20 protein-coding genes are annotated in these 16,509 nt (G+C 64.0%); 7 read left to right on the top strand and 13 right to left on the bottom strand.

Annotated elements, in window-relative coordinates; all coding sequences use genetic code 11:
• Positions 1-768, top strand: a 768-nt coding sequence (locus G3N97_RS10105) for an MBL fold metallo-hydrolase (protein ID WP_205993083.1), incomplete at its 5' end; no start/stop codon positions are given.
• Here G3N97_RS10105 and G3N97_RS10100 read toward each other — a convergent pair.
• The 13 genes from G3N97_RS10100 to G3N97_RS10045 form a co-directional block, all read right to left on the bottom strand.
• Positions 750-1,685 carry a site-specific integrase gene (locus tag G3N97_RS10100; RefSeq protein ID WP_241030500.1) on the bottom strand — a complete coding sequence of 312 codons (936 nt, stop codon included), beginning with the start codon at positions 1,683-1,685 and terminating at the stop codon, positions 750-752. The two genes, G3N97_RS10105 and G3N97_RS10100, sit on opposite strands and share 19 nt — an antisense overlap.
• Complete coding sequence (locus G3N97_RS39385) at positions 1,682-2,008, bottom strand: helix-turn-helix domain-containing protein (protein WP_346778044.1); 327 nt, start codon at positions 2,006-2,008, stop codon at positions 1,682-1,684. Before G3N97_RS39385 ends, G3N97_RS10100 begins: the two co-directional genes overlap by 4 nt.
• Positions 2,009-2,098: 90 nt before the next feature.
• Complete coding sequence (locus tag G3N97_RS10095) at positions 2,099-2,404, bottom strand: VRR-NUC domain-containing protein (protein ID WP_205993081.1); 306 nt, start codon at positions 2,402-2,404, stop codon at positions 2,099-2,101.
• Positions 2,397-2,579: a hypothetical protein gene (locus G3N97_RS10090; RefSeq protein ID WP_205993080.1), complete on the bottom strand. Its 183-nt coding sequence runs from the start codon at positions 2,577-2,579 to the stop codon at positions 2,397-2,399. Before G3N97_RS10090 ends, G3N97_RS10095 begins: the two co-directional genes overlap by 8 nt.
• Before the next feature lie 2 nt (positions 2,580-2,581).
• Positions 2,582-4,711, bottom strand: a complete 2,130-nt coding sequence (locus G3N97_RS10085; protein ID WP_205993079.1) for a DNA polymerase I — start codon at positions 4,709-4,711, stop codon at positions 2,582-2,584.
• Positions 4,708-5,223: a hypothetical protein gene (locus G3N97_RS10080; RefSeq protein WP_205993078.1), complete on the bottom strand. Its 516-nt coding sequence runs from the start codon at positions 5,221-5,223 to the stop codon at positions 4,708-4,710. The genes G3N97_RS10085 and G3N97_RS10080 overlap by 4 nt, the downstream gene beginning before the upstream one ends.
• Before the next feature lie 489 nt (positions 5,224-5,712).
• Positions 5,713-5,889 carry a hypothetical protein gene (locus G3N97_RS10075; RefSeq protein WP_205993077.1) on the bottom strand — a complete coding sequence of 59 codons (177 nt, stop codon included), beginning with the start codon at positions 5,887-5,889 and terminating at the stop codon, positions 5,713-5,715.
• Positions 5,890-5,896: 7 nt separating this feature from the next.
• Positions 5,897-6,487, bottom strand: a complete 591-nt coding sequence (locus tag G3N97_RS10070; RefSeq protein WP_205993076.1) for an ssDNA-binding protein — start codon at positions 6,485-6,487, stop codon at positions 5,897-5,899.
• Positions 6,488-6,493: 6 nt separating this feature from the next.
• The gene (locus G3N97_RS10065; protein ID WP_205993075.1) at positions 6,494-6,655 is read right to left on the bottom strand and encodes a hypothetical protein; all 162 of its coding nucleotides are present in this window, start codon (positions 6,653-6,655) and stop codon (positions 6,494-6,496) included.
• Positions 6,652-7,947, bottom strand: a complete 1,296-nt coding sequence (locus tag G3N97_RS10060; RefSeq protein ID WP_205993074.1) for a DUF2800 domain-containing protein — start codon at positions 7,945-7,947, stop codon at positions 6,652-6,654. Before G3N97_RS10060 ends, G3N97_RS10065 begins: the two co-directional genes overlap by 4 nt.
• The gene (locus G3N97_RS10055; protein WP_205993073.1) at positions 7,944-8,492 is read right to left on the bottom strand and encodes a hypothetical protein; all 549 of its coding nucleotides are present in this window, start codon (positions 8,490-8,492) and stop codon (positions 7,944-7,946) included. The genes G3N97_RS10060 and G3N97_RS10055 overlap by 4 nt, the downstream gene beginning before the upstream one ends.
• A gap of 26 nt (positions 8,493-8,518) precedes the next feature.
• Positions 8,519-9,805 (bottom strand): hypothetical protein, encoded by a 1,287-nt coding sequence (locus tag G3N97_RS10050; RefSeq protein WP_205993072.1) that lies wholly within the window; start codon positions 9,803-9,805, stop codon positions 8,519-8,521.
• 155 nt (positions 9,806-9,960) lie between these two features.
• Positions 9,961-10,635: a hypothetical protein gene (locus G3N97_RS10045; RefSeq protein ID WP_205993071.1), complete on the bottom strand. Its 675-nt coding sequence runs from the start codon at positions 10,633-10,635 to the stop codon at positions 9,961-9,963.
• A gap of 183 nt (positions 10,636-10,818) precedes the next feature.
• Here G3N97_RS10045 and G3N97_RS10040 point away from each other — a divergent pair, with 183 nt between their 5' ends.
• From G3N97_RS10040 to G3N97_RS10015, 6 genes are all read left to right on the top strand, one after another.
• Entirely contained in the window at positions 10,819-11,109 is a 291-nt protein-coding gene (locus G3N97_RS10040) for a hypothetical protein (protein WP_205993070.1), read from the top strand.
• Positions 11,110-11,116: 7 nt separating this feature from the next.
• Positions 11,117-13,138 carry an AAA family ATPase gene (locus tag G3N97_RS10035; RefSeq protein WP_205993069.1) on the top strand — a complete coding sequence of 674 codons (2,022 nt, stop codon included), beginning with the start codon at positions 11,117-11,119 and terminating at the stop codon, positions 13,136-13,138.
• A gap of 130 nt (positions 13,139-13,268) precedes the next feature.
• Positions 13,269-13,655, top strand: coding sequence for a helix-turn-helix domain-containing protein (locus G3N97_RS10030; RefSeq protein ID WP_205993068.1), 387 nt, complete (start codon positions 13,269-13,271; stop codon positions 13,653-13,655).
• A 511-nt stretch (positions 13,656-14,166) separates the two neighbouring features.
• Positions 14,167-16,164: a hypothetical protein gene (locus tag G3N97_RS10025; RefSeq protein WP_205993067.1), complete on the top strand. Its 1,998-nt coding sequence runs from the start codon at positions 14,167-14,169 to the stop codon at positions 16,162-16,164.
• 2 nt (positions 16,165-16,166) lie between these two features.
• Positions 16,167-16,328: a hypothetical protein gene (locus G3N97_RS10020; protein ID WP_205993066.1), complete on the top strand. Its 162-nt coding sequence runs from the start codon at positions 16,167-16,169 to the stop codon at positions 16,326-16,328.
• A gap of 2 nt (positions 16,329-16,330) precedes the next feature.
• Positions 16,331-16,507: a hypothetical protein gene (locus G3N97_RS10015; protein WP_205993065.1), complete on the top strand. Its 177-nt coding sequence runs from the start codon at positions 16,331-16,333 to the stop codon at positions 16,505-16,507.
• The last annotated feature ends 2 nt before the right edge of the window (positions 16,508-16,509 follow it).

Genomic DNA, 16,509 nt, shown 5'->3' with positions numbered 1-16,509 from the left:
TGGCTCGCGCCGTTCACGTGGCTGCCGCTGCTTGCGCCGTCGCCGGGCGGGCCGCCCGACGGCGCGTTCCGGCTCACCGCGCTGGACATCGGGCAGGGCACCTCCGTGCTGATCGAGACCGCGCGCCATACCTTGCTGTTCGACGCCGGGCCGGGTCCGGAATCCACGCACGCGGGCGAGCGGATCGTCGTTCCTTATCTGCAGACGCACGGCGTGACGCGCCTCGACATGCTGATGGTGAGCCACGACGACTCCGACCACTCGGGCGGCGCTCAGGCCGTGCTCGAAGCGCTGCGAGTGAGACAGTTCGTGGCGGGCATTCTGCCCGCGCACCCGTTGTGGGCGACAGCGCAGTCGCGCGGGGCGGAGCGCGTGCAGTGCGCGGCCGGGCAGCGCTGGCAGTGGGACGGCGTGACCTTCGAGGTGCTCTGGCCCGATGCGGGGCCGCTCGCGGGCAAACCCAATGCGCATTGCTGCGTGCTGCGCGTGACCACGGCGGGAACACGCGACGCCGCGTCCGCGCCGGATGGCGCCGTCACCGCCTTGCTCGCCGCCGATATCGAAGCCGCCACCGAGCGTACGCTGATGGCCCGCGGACCGGACAAGCTGCGCGCCCAGATCCTTGTGGTGCCGCACCATGGCAGCCGCACGTCGTCGACTGAACCGTTCCTCGATTCTGTCTGGCCGCTCGTCGCGATATTTCAGGTAGGCTTCCTGAACTATCGCATTCCTTGCTATCCGGCAAACCCTTATGCTACAAGGCTTTGACGGGGTTCTGCTGTGACTTCTTCGCTTTGGTGTGCCCAGATTGTGACCGCTTCGGCGTGCTGTGCCAGATGGTCGGGCGCGAGGTGGGCATAACGCAGCACCATCTCATACTTCGACCAGCCGCCCATCTCCATCAGACGGTTCAGCGGCGTACCGCCCTGCACGTGCCAACTTGCCCACGTGTGCCGCACGTCGTGGAACCGGAAGTGCTCGAGCCCGGCCACCGCGACGGCGCGGTTCCACTGCGCCAGATCCCATTTCGGGATCGCCTTGCCCTTGCGCGAGAACACGAACCGGCTGTGCCTGCCGAGGTTGCGCCGGATGACTTCGACCGCCTCGGTATTCAGTGGCACGCCGATGGGCTTGCGCGCCTTGGCCTGGTCGGGGTGGATCCACGCACGGCGTTTCACCAGATCGACCTGCGACCACTCCAGACCGAGAATGTTTGCCTGCCGCAGGCCCGTCGCTAAGCCGAACACCGCGACGTCGCGCATCCACTCCGTGCGGATTGCCGAGAGTAGCCGCTGCGCTTCCTCGCGCGTGATCCAGCGCACGCGCTTGTTCGCTACGGCCAGATTAGGCAGCTTCGGCGCGGTCTCGATCCAGCCCCATTCGTGCGCTGCCTTGTTCAGCATCGCGCGCAGGGTACCGAGGTAAAGATTGCGCGTGCCGTTCGCGAGCGGCGTGACCTGCTTCGACTTGCGGCTCACCTGCGGCAGCGCGTCGAAGATCTCGTCGCGTGTCAGGCTCTCGAGTTTGCGCCCGGCGAACTGCTCGCGGAAATGCTTCACGTGCAGCACGCGGTGGACGTAATCGGCATTGCCCACGCTTTCCTGCAGGAAACGCAGCGCCGCCTCGTCAAACGTGCGCGATGCCCGTTCCCCCAATTTTGCTACCCGCCACAGGTCGTGCTTCAACTTGTCGCGGTATTCCTGCGCCTCTTTCCTGATGGTTGTGCCAGTAGAGCGTCTAATTCGCTTGCCGCCTGGCGTGCGGAGATCGACGTACCAGATGTCAGATCCTTCGCGCCGATAGATGGACATGATTGATTCTCCTGTTCACCCCGCGCCGGTCGACCCGGATTGTACTGCGCGGTGGCTTCCATCAGTTTTTCCGGCCAGATGCGCCAGACGGAGCCGATCTGGAAAAAGCCCAGCTCGCGGCGGTGCGCGTACGCCGTGGCGTAGCTGATGCCGAGCATCTCCGCGGCTTCCTTGAGGGTGAGGGCGCGTGCGTTCACAGCAGCCCCTTGAGTCGCATGACGATCAACACCGCGACAATCGCGCAGGCCGCGCCGATGCGCACGTAGAGCAGGGTACGCTCGACCTGTTCATAGCGTTCGTGGGTCATATTGCCTCCACTCGGTCATGTCGCGGATGAAGTTGTCCACGCCCTGTTTCGTATCGATCACGCGCACGTCGCAGCCCACCGCGCGCAGCCGCGCAATCTCGCGCTCCTGCCCCTCGCGCGGCGTCTTGCCGGGCCGTTTGAGCTCGACCAGTACGACGGGCACGCCGAGGTATTTCACGAACCGGTCCGGCCCGTGGCGGCGACCGATCCACTGCAGCTTGCGCTGCTCGCCGCCGCTCGCCTTAACCCGGGCCACGAAATAGGCCTCGACGGTGGACTCACGCATGGCAGCGCGCCTCGATGTCAAGGTACAGGAGCTTCACGCGCAGCAGATTGGCGCGCACCAGCAGGTGGTGCTCGAGGCGCGCCAGATCCTCACGTTCGCGCGTGATGGCTTCGAGTTGCGCGGCGGTGCTGGCGAGCTGGTGCCGAAGAATGATTCGTTTGATCAGGCGTTTCATGGTCAGTCCTTGCGGTAGCGGTAGCCGGTGAATCCGCCGGCAGAAAGAGGCAAGCCCTCGGCCCAGTCGGGCACCGTGGAAATCAGTTCCGAAAGGTGGGTGTCGTTGTAGTCGTCGGTGTCCGGTGCTTCGGTGAGCAGCTCGTCGTGGATCGAGAGCACGATCTCGTAGCCCGCGTCTTCGACACGCGGCATGTTGTAGAACAGCACGTCGCGCGCGACCGCCTGACACAGGTTTTCGAACAGCTTCCCGCCGTAGGTCTTCACGCGCTGCCACTTGCGGGTGTACTGGTTCACTCCCATGTACGAGATCTGCCCGCCGTCGTCGACCTGCGGGGCGATGTAGCAGAGCTGGCGGCCGCTCGGCAGCTGCACGCGCAGCCAGTTGCCGTCGCGCCGCAGGACGATCCGTCGCGCGCGCACGGTGCGCCCCGGGTTGCAGATCGCCTCGATCGCAGCGTCTTTCAGCTCGGGCCAGTAGCTGCTGATGGCCGGGTGGCCATGGCGCCAGCCGCGCTTGAGGATGTCGCAGGCGACGAACACGTCGCGCGGCAGGCCGAGCGTGCGCTTTTTCTTGACGGCCCAATCCCACATGCCGCGCGCGTCGCGCACGATCTCCGGATCGACGGTGCCGAGCGCTGCCGTGACCGCCGCGCGCACGTCGTCGAGCTCCATCTTGTAGGTCATCGTGAACGTGACGAATGCACCCACGCCGCCCTCATAGGCCAGTGCGAGCTCCTGCACCTTGCCGAGCTGGCGCTGCTCGGGCGACACGCCGTCGATGTCCACGCCGAACGACCGGGCATACGCCTGGATGTACAGATCGACGCCCGTTCCTTCGTCGTATTCGCGGAATGCCTGCAACTTCCACGTTTCGCCAGCCAGCCACGCCGCGACGCGGCCTTCGATGTTCGACAGGTCGGACACCACCAGGCGCTTGCCGGGAGCACTGACGATCGTGCCGCGCACGACGTTGGCGGTCAGACCCATCACGTTGCTGAACAGCAGATCTGCGCAGCCCGACTTGAGCGCGTCGATCCCCATCTCGGTGTAGCGGTGCTTTTCAGCCTTGCCGCATTTTTCGACGCCCAGCTCGCGCGCCATGAGCCCGACGTCGGGACGCGGCATGTTGCCCGGCTGGAACAGCCGGTGCGCCACGCGGCCGGTGCGGTTCGCGCCGCAGAACTGCTGCGTGCCGCGCAGACGGCCGTCGCTCGACACGCCGCGCAGCAGCGTCTGGTACTTGCTCGTGCTGGTCATCGTCGCTTCGAGGCGGATCACCAGCAGTTCGCGCAACGCGTCCGGCAGATCCGGATCGGCGATGCGACGCTCGAGCGTCGACTTTTTCAGGTCAGGCAGGTCGATACCGTGCTCGGCGAGCAGGTATTCGAGCATCCTGTCGCGCTGCGTGGCGGACTGGACTTCGCCGTCGGTGATCTCCTGCGTGCGCTGCTTGAGCTCTTTCTTCGCGCGATCCGTGGCGTCGACCGCTGCGCGCGCGAGGTCCAGATCCATCTGGATGCCGCGCATGTTGATCCGCTGATCGCGATGCCACAGACCGAGCTCACCCGCGCGATTCGGGTAATTCCACTTCGGCATCTTCTCGTGCACCGCGCGCATGGCCGTGATATCGCCGCCCGCGTAGGCCAGGAACCCGGCCCACTCCTTGGGGTGCGTCAGGCGCGTCGCGCGTCGCAGCTCGCTGTACGCGGGCCGCGGCTTGCAGAACAGGTTGATGTACGTCGATCCTTCCTTGTGCTTGGCCTGCTCGACCGGAATACGGAAGATCTGGCAGAGCAGATCGAGCGAACCGGGCAGGGAATGCGAATACGCCTGTACCATCGTGTCGCACCAGCGCTCGGCGGGCATGCGCTCAAACATTTCCGGAAAGGCGTGCAGCAGGACGGGACGATCGAACATGCCGCCGTTCTGCCACCAGTATTCATCGGCTTCGTCGATGGCGAAGTCGAGCTCATCCGGCATCGGCGCACCCGTCGTGCGGTCCCACGTGCCCACCACGCCGTCATCGACAGCCCACGTCACGATCATCACCTCGGCCCCTTCGGCGTAGGCGTGCGTGCCGTGTTTCAGCGGCTTCTCGCAGAACGTTTCGGTGTCGAGCCAGAGTTTCACAGGAGCTCCATTTGTTCGAACGGCATATCCGGCCACGTGTGCCACGACTTCACCGCGTTCTCGCGCCAGTGGACGACGCGCATGTTCCAGTGCACGTGCAGGCCGCAGACGAGCTTGCCGTCGAGCGGCACGATGTGGTCGACGACGTGCATTTCACCGGTTTCGCGCGTGAGACGCGCAGCCTGCGCATACAGCACGCGGATAGCGGCGCGAAATTCAGGCGGGAGCCGGCTCGGCGTCGCTCTCGCTTCGCGTTGTCTGCGACGCTTGCCACCCAAAGTGCCACCGTGAATAACCGGGGCGCGTCTCTTCTGAACAATAAAGAGCGGGCCATCGTGCCAGCCCGTCATGAGGGCAAGAGTAAGTTGCGCGTCCGAATTCATCAGGTGCGCGCGGCGTGCCGTCGGCTCCGAACCAGCACGCACGTGAGCCGCGACGATGGGGTGCAGGGCCAGCGCTGTGCTCGTCTTGCCAGTGGGCGTAAGCGCCGCAGTTACAGAGAGTGTTTCCACGTTCCTTGTCCCAATGCTTGATCACACGAAATTTCGTTCCGCCGCATCCTGCGCACTTCCACTGGCGCACGTACTCGTCGGGATGGCGCGGCAGCGTGTAACGCAACTTGCACGTCTCGCGGCTGCAGCGGATGTGCGAGCGCGCCATCACGTCACCAGAAAGAAAATGCAGGTCGCGACGACGAGCCCCATCGACGTGCCACACATGGCTGTGAGCATGTCGGGTCTCGGCGATATCGCCACGAGTGCGACAGCGCCGATCGAGGGTGAGAAGCACATCACGACTACCCAGAACCAAAACCAGAACATGATCAGTCTCCAGTAGTCCTTAACATCCGGCATTCCCTGAATTTCCGCTGCATGAATTAAGCGCCTGCGGTTTATGCACCTGCACGCCCGCTGAAGCCGTACGGGAGGCGTGCGCTAGCAATTCAGGGCTGTGTGCCGCAGTGCCGGCTGCGGCTCTATCAAGGCGCCCCGTGGAGTTCTTTATCGGCTGTGCCAGCCGGCCTTGTAATCGATCTCCGCGCGTCGGGGAGTCTGATCGCTATTCGGATCGACACCCGACGCAAAAACCGGATAGAGCCCCGTCTGTGTGTCGCGCCAGATAAATCCGGTACGGCACGGGCCGACGATCACATAACGGGGCTCGGTCAACGTTTCCATGACTATCTCAGGCGATGTCGTCCTCGGTGTCGGGCGCAGCGATTTCGCTGAACTCGTCATCCGAGAGCGGGGTGCCCGCGCTGAACGCATCGCCGTCCTTCACGAACTGGACGCCGCGCAACGTCGCGCGCATGCCTTTGCCCCACTTGTTGTCCTGCGGCCAGATCTCGACCGTGGCGTGCACGTAGCAGCCTGCGTACGGCTTGCCGTCACTCGATTCCAGCGGCGTCGCATCGCGGTCCTTGATCACCGGGCGGCCTTTTTCCTGACCGCGCGTGGCCGACAGGACGTAGTTGCCTTCGTAGCCGTCGTAGTCCTTGATCGTGCCGTCGTACCAGCAGCACTTCTGGGTGTTGTTGCGGATCGAGTCCAGCACGGTCTGAGCCTTGCCCTTCCACTGTTCAGTGGCGGCCGCGAGCAGCACTTTCGACATCGTCGACTTCTTCCACGTCTTGTCGTCCTGCTGGACCAGCACCGGCTGATCTTCGGGCTGCAGGAACGCCGCGCGGTAGCTGAACGGGCCCTTGCCTTCGTACTGGACTGCTTCGAAGAGATCGGGGAACGACAGACGAACGTTCTCGAGTTTTACGATTGGCATGACCACTTACTCCTTGAAATATTGGGGATGCGTAGTGCGAACGTAGTAGATCGCGAGGTCGATACGGGCGGCGCGCATGGCCGGGTCCGCGATCTTCTTCGCTTCGGCTGCGGCCAGGGTGAGCGCCGCAATGGCATCTGCCGGGAGATGCTGGGATACGTGGTTCATGTCAGGTCGCCTCCATCGTCGTCCGTGACTGCCTCGAAATCGTCCTCAGGCGGCGAAATGACCAGCGCAGGCCGCTTGTCGGACTCCGATGCAACGGACGGCGCGCCGTCGCGCTGCGTGATGAGGGCTTCGACCTTCTTCCAGCGCCGCGGCGACTCCGCTTTCAGGAGCTTCTCGGCCTGGGTGGGGCTGATGAGCTTGAAGTTGTACATCTGGTCGTTTTTCAGACGCATGCCCTTGAGCAGCTTCTCGGCGTCGTCCGAGCTTTCCCACTGACGCGCACCGCGGCGGCCCTGCACGAGCTTCGTGCCCGGCACTTCGCGCCCGGCATGCAGCTCGATCTCAATGCGCGCGAGCACGGCCTTACCCCATTGCTCGATAAGCGGGAGAACAGGATAGATCACCCCGAGTGCAGCGTTATCGAGCAGATCCAGCGAGAGCGGTCCTCGCTGCTCGGGGGTGAGGTCGAGCGATTCGAAGTCCGCGCCGAGCATGTGCTCAACGTGACGCGCGAGCGCCGGGCACACGGCCTTCGCCTTGCAGAAACGGCATTGCTTCTCACCCGGGTTGAAATCGGCGGCTGCGAGTTTCTGGCCGATGAGGCCGCGCGCATGCTCGGCAGCGGGGCGCGCGACCGTGTCGATCCATTGCACGAGCTGCGAAGGCACCAGTTCCCATTCGTTCGGGTCGGGGTTCACGCGCGGCTGATGGATCACGATGCGCACGCGCTGGAAGTCGACGAACGTGCTGTGTTCTTCGTAGGCCGCACCCGCGTAGACGAGCCCTTGCGGGTTCCATTCGGCCAGCACTTCCACGCCGCGCCCGAACTTCAGATCCCACACTTCCTGCTCGGCGCGGCCATCCGGCCACGTCGCGATCAGCACGGTGTCGCTGGTGCCCTTCGCACCGGGCTCGCCCGTGATATGTTCGATCGACAGACGCTGCTCGATCAGCATCTCGACCGAAGCGCCGGCCAGTTGCAGCGCTTCGACGCGCTCGCGCACTCGGTCGACGTACAACTGCACGAAGTCGGCCATCTCGTGATCGACAACGAATTTCCGCTCGCCGACCTCGATGATGTGTCCGACGTAGTCGATCGCGTCCGATTTACCCTGCAGGCACCACGCCATGAGCGTGTGCGCGGCGGTGCCCTCGTCAGCGTATTCGCTGCTCTCGTCCGGCTGATCGATCGATGCAGCAATCGAAGCGGGGCAGAGAATCCAGGTGTGCGCGGCCGACGGCGCGAGCAGGGCGTGCTCGCGCTCCTCGACCAGCGCCGTCGGCGCGTTCATGCTGCCTCCGGAATCGCGAGCGTGGCATCGACGCGGCCCGAAAGCACGTCCAGGCAGAGCACGAGGAACGCCGGGTACTGATCGAGATCGAGACCGCGCTTGTCGCCCTTGCTGGTGACTGCCTGCACGCCGAAACGCGCGAGCACCGCTTCGGCCTGCGGGCGGCCGATTTTTGCGTTGATCGCGAGGATCGCCTTTTTGACGTTGTCGGCGGTGGCATCCGCGTCTTTCAGCTCGCCGTAGACCTCAGCAGTCGCTGCCGCCCACGGCTGGAGATCGACTTCCGGCTCGGGCGAGGGCTCGTTGCCAGTCGGTTTCGACGGTTTGCCAGACGGCTTCGATGCGTTCACGACTTCTTCGGCAGGCGCCGCAGCTGCAGCGCCATCCGTGTTTTTTGCGTCGGCTTCCTTCTGCGCGCGCACGACTGCCTGCACACCGGGCGACGTCATGGCCTGTGCGTTCTGCAACGTGCCGGCCGACAGCAGCGCCGCTGTCAATTCCTTCATCGCGGCCGTGTTGTCGGCCAGTGCTTGCTCGAGACTCATCTTGTTCTCCGTTGAGGACTGCTAAATCATTCGTCGCAAGAAAAAGCGACGAACTGGCCGGCATCGTCGACGCGATACCACGTATTGGGTTTGAGGTTTTCGCCAACATAGCCGACGGCGAAACGTGCGCGGCCTTCGGCGTCACGCCACGGCAGACAGAGCGCACCATTCTCACCGGCCTTGGCCGACGAGTTAAAGCCCGCACACGCAATCACAGCGTCTTTGCCTGTGGCGTCGATCTGCGCGGAGTAGCCGCTCGAGCCGATCTGCGCGTAGTCGCCGCTCGAGCCGATCCGCGCGGAGTCGCCGCTCGAGCCGATCCGCGCGGAGTTGCCGCTCGAGCCGATCCGCGCGGAGTTGCCGCTCGAGCCGATCCGCGCGGAATTGCCGCTCGAGCCGATCTGCGCGGAGTAGCCGCTCGAGCCGATCCGCGCGGAGTCGCCGCTCGAGCCGATCTGCGCGTAGTTGCCGCTCGAGCCGATCCGCGCGGAGTAGCCGCTCGAGCCGATCTGCGCGGAGTTGCCGCTCGAGCCGATCTGCGCGGAGTAGCCGCTCGAGCCGATCTGCGCGGAGTTGCCGCTCGAGCCGATCCGCGCGGAGTAGCCGCTCGAGCCGATCTGCGCGTAGTAGCCGCTCGAGCCGATCTGCGCGGAGTTGCCGCTCGAGCCGATCCGCGCGGAGTAGCCGCTCGAGCCGATCTGCGCGGAGTTGCCGCTCGAGCCGATCCGCGCGGAGTCGCCGCTCGAGCCGATCTGCGCGGAGTAGCCGCTCGAGCCGATCTGCGCGGAGTTGCCGCTCGAGCCGATCCGCGCGGAGTCGCCGCTCGAGCCGATCCGCGCGGAGTTGCCGCTCGAGCCGATCCGCGCGGAATTGCCGCTCGAGCCGATCTGCGCGGAGTAGCCGCTCGAGCCGATCCGCGCGGAGTTGCCGCCTTCGTCACTCTCGGCAGGGCCTTCAACTTTCGACGGTGTGGCGAGTGCTTCCTTGACCAGACCGAGCATGTATTGCACGGCGGCGTTGACGACGCCGGGGATGCCGATCTCGGCATCGATGGAAATGCGAGCGGCCGCGATCTTGCTGTCGCTACCATCGCGGCTCAGCGCGCCGGATAGCGTGACCTTGGCGAAGCGGGAATTGTGGACGGGGTAGTAACCCCAGATGTCGAGCGGGTTTTCGCAGGCGTGGAAACCACCGGCGCAAGCTTTGACGCGGCCGGTATGCTCGTAGGACTTGCCGATCTCGTATTGATAACCGCGGCACTGCAGGTTCTTGTCGAAACCTTTGAAGGCCTCGACAGGCTTTTCGCTCGACATGGCTGACTCCAGATTGGGTTAAACGCAAATGCGTTGAACTGCGACTGGATTTAAGCAATCAGATTCGGCTCTGTCAAGCGGATTTTACTTTTTGCGAAAATTTGCGTGCAACAAAAAAGCCGCCCGAAGGCGGCTTTTCTTTTGGCGACGGGGGTTTAGCTTGAGCTGCGTATCTCTCCAGCCAGCCGGATGATGTTGCGGATGACCTTCCGGTCGATGCTGCCTTCGGTCGCCATCAGCAGGTCAGCGATCGTTTGTACGAGCAGCGCAGCCTTGTCGTCAACGATGTGCAGGTCTTCGTGCGTGTCGAGTTGTTCCTTGACAATTGAAGCAGCTGCTTCCGTCCATCGAAGGACATTCAGCACGGCACCACTTTTACCCGTCGTGTTGAAACCTATGCGCAGACCGATGGGGCCCAGTTCTGCCTCTCCTGGTGTGAGCCGCCGTGGCAGTATGCGGCCCGACGGAAGGCGCAACGGCACTTTCCGGCCATACTCCGGCCAGTCCTCCGGTTCGCTGTATTCCTCGTCCCGTGCCGCTTTCAGGCTTTCGTGATAGTCCGCAAACGTAACACCTGGCGGCAGCTTGTCGTCGTCAAAGAACGCACGTACGTCGTCGATCGTGTTGCGCTCTGACAGATCTTTCTGGAGCGCTTCCGGTGATTCCCAGTTCTCATCGAGCCACCCGATCGGTAACCCGATCATGCGCTCCATCCGGCGTGCAGTCTTCTCGGTTACAGGTCTGTCGCCTTTAAGCATTTGCGACAGAAATGAAGGCGCGCTGTAGCCGAACAGACGCGCGGCCTTGCTCGGGCCGCCGAGCTTTTCCACTAGCACCGCGAGGGTTCCCAATCGATCTATTGCCATGACCTTCTGCAATCAGAATTGCGTGAATTATCAATGGGCTGGAGTTTAGCATTTAGACCACTTCTAAGAAACACGCCCCGATTTTGACGTTGCTTTAACAAACGCAAATGCTAATATGCGTGACACGCAAACAGTGCAGAGACACCCATGAACGCGTTTAAGCAGTGGATGGCCGCGGCAACGGCGGCCGAACAGACAGAGCTGGCGCGGCTTGCCGGCACTTCCCGAATGTACCTGTACCACATCGCTGCTGACGAATCCGCGCGGTACCGGCGCGTGCCGCGCACAGCGCTGGCGCAGCGCCTGGCTGACGGGTGTGAGACGTTGCGTCGCAGGTCGAAAGGACGCCTGCCGATGGTGACGTCCGCGGATCTGATGGAAGGCCGCAAGCCGCGAGTGCGCCGCCCGCAAGCCCAGCAGGAACCGCTCACGAGCTGACCCCGCCATGACGAACGACATCCTGATCGGCGCACTCGCGCCGATTTTTTCCCGCGTGGTCACGTCGCACTGCTGGGTCAAGCGCAACGGGAAGCTTTCCCACCTGCGCGATCCCCTTACGCGCGAGCGCATGGCCCATCACCTGAATGGCGGCCCGTACTACGGTTGCGCGCAGATCGCGCCGGGCTCGTCGACTACCCGCATAGCCTGTCTGGATTTCGACGACCACGCCCGCACCCTGGACTGGGACGCAATGCGCGCGGCGGCCACGGCTGTCTGCGCGGCAGCGGAAACGATGGGCCTGCGCCCTTTGCCGTTCCGCTCCTCGGGCGGCGCCGGTATCCACGTCTATTTCCTGTGGGACGCGCCGCAGGACGCCCACAGCGTGCGCGCGTGCCTGCGCGAGCTGCTGTTGCGCTGCGAGCTTGCTGCCGGCACGAAAGGGCTGGCGGCCGGGCAGGTCGAGATTTTCCCGAAGCAGGACAGCGTGCCTGCCGACGGCTACGGCAACATGTTCGTGCTGCCGCTGGCGGGGCAGTCCGTGCCGCTCGACGCTTTCGAGCTCGATGACATGCCGCGTGAGTACGCCGCCCAGATGGAGTGGGCGGCGAGCGCGGCGGTACCGGTGGTCGTGCCGGAAGAACGCGCCGCGCCCGTCACCGACGTTCCTGTCGGTCTTGAAACCCTGAAACTCGCACTCGACGCGATCCCGAATTCCGGCCCGCACGAGCTCGACTACGACGCCTGGCGCAATGTGATCTTCGGGATTCACCATGCGACGCAGGGGTCAGACGACGGCCACGCGCTCGCGCATGCCTTCTCGGCGCGCTCAGGCAAGTACAACCCGGATTTCCTCGACGCGCGCGTCTGGCCGCACATCGGCAAGACGTCCGACGAAACCCGCCCGCCTGTCACCGCGCGCTCGATCCTGCATCTGGCGCGCGAGTACGGATTCGAAGAACCGATGGACGATGAGTTCGACCCGCTCGAGCCGGAAGCGACCGCCGCGCGCGAGAACTCGTTCGAGCTGGTCCTGACCCGGTCGAACGAAGCCATCAAGCCGGATCTGATCAAGGGCGTGGTGCCCGACGCCGCGTTCGGCATCATCTTCGGCGCCCCGGGCGCGGGCAAGTCCTTCATCGCGATCGATCTGGGCTTTCATCTGGCGCTGGGCCGCAGCTGGCGGGGTCGCAAAACGCGCCAGCGCACCGTCTTCTATGTGGCCGCCGAAGGGGCGCTGGGCGTGCGCAAACGCGCCCGCGCGTATGCGATGCATTACGGCGTCGAAGCCACCGCGCCGTTCTATAGCCGCGAGCGCGGCGTGAACCTGTATGCGAAAAACGGATGGGTCAAGGCGGCCGAGGACATCAACGCGCTGGGCGGTCACGGCGTGGTCATCATCGACACCCTGTCGCGCTCGATCCCGGGCGTTGAAGAGAACTCGGCGAAGGACATGAGTCAGGTGATCGAGAACTGCCACGCACTGGGCCGCGCCACGGCCTGCATGGTCATCGTCGTGGCCCACGCGGGCAAGGACGCCGAACGTGGCGTGCGCGGCTCGTCCACCCTGCGCGCGGCGGCGGACTTCGAACTGTCCGTTACGCGCCACCTCGAGACGCAATGGCGCTGCGTGAAGGTCACGAAGGCCAAGGATGACATTGATGGAACCGAATTCGGTTTCACCCTGTCTTCGGTCGAAGTGGGCGTGGACGCCGACGGCGAGACGGCTTACTCGGCGGTGGCGGTGCCGAGCGACGAGCGCCCGGCAGAAGTGGCGCAGCGCCCGCGCAGCGCAGCAGCGGCGCGTGCGGTTGACGCCTATACGGAGCTTGCCGAGTTTACTGACGATGGCTGGGTTGAGATCGAAGCCATCATCGATCGTGCGCTGCAGGGACAACCTGACGCCGGACGGCAGGCTCGATTCAATGTTCGGCGGTGGATTTCCGGTGCTAACAAACTTGAAATTTTTGACGTGTTCGATGGTAAGGCACGTGTCTCAGCGTCTCAGAATGTCTCAGACGACATCTGAGACTTGAGACAAACACCGGGGTAGCGTCTCAAATGTCTCAAATGCCTATAGGCATGAGACATTGAGACGCCCCGGATGTGAGACGGAAGGATAGGAGTACGTAAAAATTTACCAACTTGAAAATATCTGCATGAGCCTGAACGCGCAACGTTTTGCACATTCAGGGGTAGGGAAAATGGAAATCGGAAAGGAGCTTGGACGGCCGGATTCGGGGTGTTGCCGGGTGCTGGCCGCGCTTGAGCGCGAGGGGAAGAGCAAGCAGGCGAAGCTGGCCGGAGTGACGGGGCTCACGATCGGGGCGGTGTGCAAATGCCTGCAGCTGCTGGTGGCCGAAGGGTATGTGCGGCGCCGGGAAGGGGATGAGTGCGATCGCGCCGGGATGTCGGGCCGGTATCCGGCGCTCTACGAGCGCACGGCGAGACAGAGGACGGAGCAGCCTGTGCGCCCGGTCGACGTGGGGGCGCCACTTCCTGCCTTGTCGCGGGTGGTGGATTCGATGATCAGGGGATGCGCATGAGGCCGCAGACGGTGCGGTGCCCGAGGTGCGGGCGCGAGTACAGCGTGCCGCTTATGGCGCTCACGCGCAGCCGGGGCGTGTGGTTGTGTCCGGAATGTCGTGCGTATGTGCGCACGCGAGAGTGAGGCTCTCAGGTGGCTACCTTCGTGGGCCGGAATGGTGGAGCAATCAGGTGGCCACTGCGCCGGAAAAACATCCACGAGCACGCCTTTCAGACGTCGAATCTACCTTTCGATAAGATTTCAAACGGAGTGTTTGTGCGCTGCACAAACAGCAAGCGGATGCATACAGACTCACAGTCGCGTCCTAAGTCATTGATTTAATTGAGTTGGTGCGCTGCAGTGCAATTTAACATAATGGTATTTATCAGCATTTTGACCGGTTGTTGAGAATGATTCGCAACTCTGGGACCACCCTCGGGCCCCACGGACGGGGTGAACAAAGTTGCAGACCCACTCACCAATCCGCGAGCCGAAAAAACACTCATGCAAATTTTTACGGATTCGAGAACATGGCCTTCACCAACGCTTCGCTCCTGAAATCGATCTCCGATGACCGCGCGCTCGGCGCGGCGATGATGTTTCCACACCGCCACCCGCAAACATCGCCCACGTGCCATGTCGAGATCATGGATCTGTGGCGAAGCAGCGATGAGTTCGTGGAAATCGAGATGTTCCGCGAGGGCGGCAAGTCTACGCTGTCGGAGGAGTTCCTGCTGCTGGAAGCGGCTTTCGGCAACTTTGGCTACTGCATCATCATCGGCGAGACGTACACGAAGGCGTGCCAGAGGCTCGAGGCGATCAAGTTCGAAGCGACGCGCAACATGCGGCTCGCGAGCCTGTTCGGAGCGTTGAAGCAGGCCGGGCGCGTGTGGAACGAAAACCAGATGGAGCTTGCCAACGGCGTGCTGCTCGAGGCGCACGGGTGGGAGGAGGAGTTGCGCGGGTTCAAGTGGCACGACCTGCGGCCGGACCGTGCGTATCTCGACGATATCGAGAACAAGGAGCGCGTGAAGGACAAAGCGGCCGTGGACGCGTCGATGAAAAAGCTCTACCTCGAGCTGATGCCGGCGATGGACAAGGTCAAGGGCAAGATCCGCATCACGGGCACGCCACTGGCCGAAGACTGCATGATCACGCGCCTGCGCGGAAATCCGGACTGGACCTGCCGGCGGTACCCGATCTGCGATGGCGACATCGACGACCCGGCGACGAAGGCGACATGGCCGGAACGGTATCCGATGGAGTGGATCCGCAGAAAACGCGACGAGGCCGAGCGCGCCGGGCAGCTGCGCGGGTTCCTGCAGGAATACATGCTCATGGCAATCGGCTCGCAGGACAAACCGTTCGGCGAAGAACACGTGCGGGAATGTGCCGTGGATCCGGCGCCGTGGTTGCCGAAGATCGTGATTGCAGACCCCGCGCGCACGGTCGACGTGAAAAAGAGCGACCGCACGGGGCGCGTAGTGGTGAGCCGTCTGGGGACGAAGATTCTCGTGCATCAGTCCTCGGGCGAGTACTGGAAACCGGATCAGATCATCGAGGACATGTTCGTGACGTCGGCGCGCCACGGCAACGCGATGGTGGCGATCGAGAAAAATTCGCTCGACGAGTGGTTGCTGCAGCCGATGCGCGCGGAGATGCTGCGCCGGGGCGTGTCGCTCGCGCTCAAACCGCTGAGCGCGCCGCAGGACCGGGACAAGGTGCAGTTCATCATGGGTATGCAGCCGTTTTTCCAGGCGGGCGACGTGGTGCTCGTCGGGGGGCGCGGCGCGCATCCGCAGCTCGTGGCCGAGATCCTGAATTTCCCCTCGGGAAAGCGCGACATCCTGAACGCGCTCGCGTATTTCCAGCGCGTGTTCGCGGGCACGCCGGTGTACGAGGAGTTCGGGCAGTGGAACCTTGTGGACGGGTACGAGCCGAGCCAGCAGCACGCGATGGCGCTGGCGTTCAATGCCAATGGGGCGGAGACGACCGCCGCGCTGCTGTGCATCGAGGGTGAGCGCATGGTCGTTGTCGCGGACTGGATTTCGCCCGTGCCGCCCGCGCAGGCGGTGCCTGATATCGCGCAGCTCACGCGCGCAGCGTTTCCTCGAGCGCGGGTGACGGCGTGGCTTCCCGCCGACGTGCTCGACCAGCAGGAGCGCATGCCGGTGGTCACGGCGCTGCGCGCGGCGAAGCTCGCGCCGATGCGCGGGGCGTACGTGAACGTCGCGCGCGGGGCGCTCTCTCCTGCTATGCGCACGGAGGCGCGCGGGCGCCGGCTGCTGCTCGTGGATTCGGCCGCCACGCACACCCTGAACGCGCTGGCCGGGGGCTACAACTTCCCGGTGAACCGCTCAGGAAATAAAGATAGCCTTCCCGAGACTGGTCCGCATCGCACCCTCATGGAGGGCGTCGAAGCGGCGGCCTGGGTGATCAGCTCGCAGCGCAATGACACCCTCCCGGCGATGCATACCGCGCAGAACCCGCAAGGGGCGAGCTACCTGACCACACTGCCACGGAGATGAGCATGGCAATCGATCGAAAAATCACGCCGAAAGCGCCGTCGCAGAACCCCACGGGGTTCTACCAGAGCAAGCAGCAGGGTGGCGCGTACGGCAAGGCCGAGCGTGTGCCTGAAAAGATTCAGGGCGGCCCGATGCGCGAGAAGATGCGCCGCGAGGGGCTGTGATCGTGAAGAAGCGCAGCGAGTTCAAGGGCACGCGTTCGGAATCGCGCGACGTGCGTGAGTTTTTCGGTGGCCGCACGCCGTACTGGTCCGAACCCGATGACCGGCCCGCGCGCACGCCGCGCGACCGCAACACGGGCACCTCGCTCGAGCGCAAGCTCCGGGGCAAGGTGATCGGCTGAGC

This window comes from Paraburkholderia sp. Ac-20347 (assembly GCF_017104805.1).
Taxonomy (GTDB): Bacteria; Pseudomonadota; Gammaproteobacteria; order Burkholderiales; family Burkholderiaceae; genus Paraburkholderia; species Paraburkholderia tropica.
The sequence above is the reverse complement of the archived record's forward strand: the minus strand, read 5'-3'. Positions and strand labels throughout refer to the sequence as shown.

What these genes read in the sequence shown, in the direction of transcription:
- G3N97_RS10095 (WP_205993081.1), bottom strand. Translation starts at nt 2,404, where the DNA reads ATGCGTGAGTCCACCGTCGAGGCCTATTTCGTGGCCCGGGTTAAGGCG.
- G3N97_RS10060 (WP_205993074.1), bottom strand. Translation starts at nt 7,947, where the DNA reads ATGAACGCGCCGACGGCGCTGGTCGAGGAGCGCGAGCACGCCCTGCTC.
- G3N97_RS10030 (WP_205993068.1), top strand. Translation starts at nt 13,269, where the DNA reads ATGAGCCTGAACGCGCAACGTTTTGCACATTCAGGGGTAGGGAAAATG.
- G3N97_RS10075 (WP_205993077.1), bottom strand. Translation starts at nt 5,889, where the DNA reads ATGGAAACGTTGACCGAGCCCCGTTATGTGATCGTCGGCCCGTGCCGT.
- G3N97_RS10020 (WP_205993066.1), top strand. Translation starts at nt 16,167, where the DNA reads ATGGCAATCGATCGAAAAATCACGCCGAAAGCGCCGTCGCAGAACCCC.
- G3N97_RS10025 (WP_205993067.1), top strand. Translation starts at nt 14,167, where the DNA reads ATGGCCTTCACCAACGCTTCGCTCCTGAAATCGATCTCCGATGACCGC.
- G3N97_RS10065 (WP_205993075.1), bottom strand. Translation starts at nt 6,655, where the DNA reads ATGAACCACGTATCCCAGCATCTCCCGGCAGATGCCATTGCGGCGCTC.
- G3N97_RS10035 (WP_205993069.1), top strand. Translation starts at nt 11,117, where the DNA reads ATGACGAACGACATCCTGATCGGCGCACTCGCGCCGATTTTTTCCCGC.
- G3N97_RS10090 (WP_205993080.1), bottom strand. Translation starts at nt 2,579, where the DNA reads ATGAAACGCCTGATCAAACGAATCATTCTTCGGCACCAGCTCGCCAGC.
- G3N97_RS10055 (WP_205993073.1), bottom strand. Translation starts at nt 8,492, where the DNA reads ATGAGTCTCGAGCAAGCACTGGCCGACAACACGGCCGCGATGAAGGAA.
- G3N97_RS10070 (WP_205993076.1), bottom strand. Translation starts at nt 6,487, where the DNA reads ATGCCAATCGTAAAACTCGAGAACGTTCGTCTGTCGTTCCCCGATCTC.
- G3N97_RS10040 (WP_205993070.1), top strand. Translation starts at nt 10,819, where the DNA reads ATGAACGCGTTTAAGCAGTGGATGGCCGCGGCAACGGCGGCCGAACAG.
- G3N97_RS10050 (WP_205993072.1), bottom strand. Translation starts at nt 9,805, where the DNA reads ATGTCGAGCGAAAAGCCTGTCGAGGCCTTCAAAGGTTTCGACAAGAAC.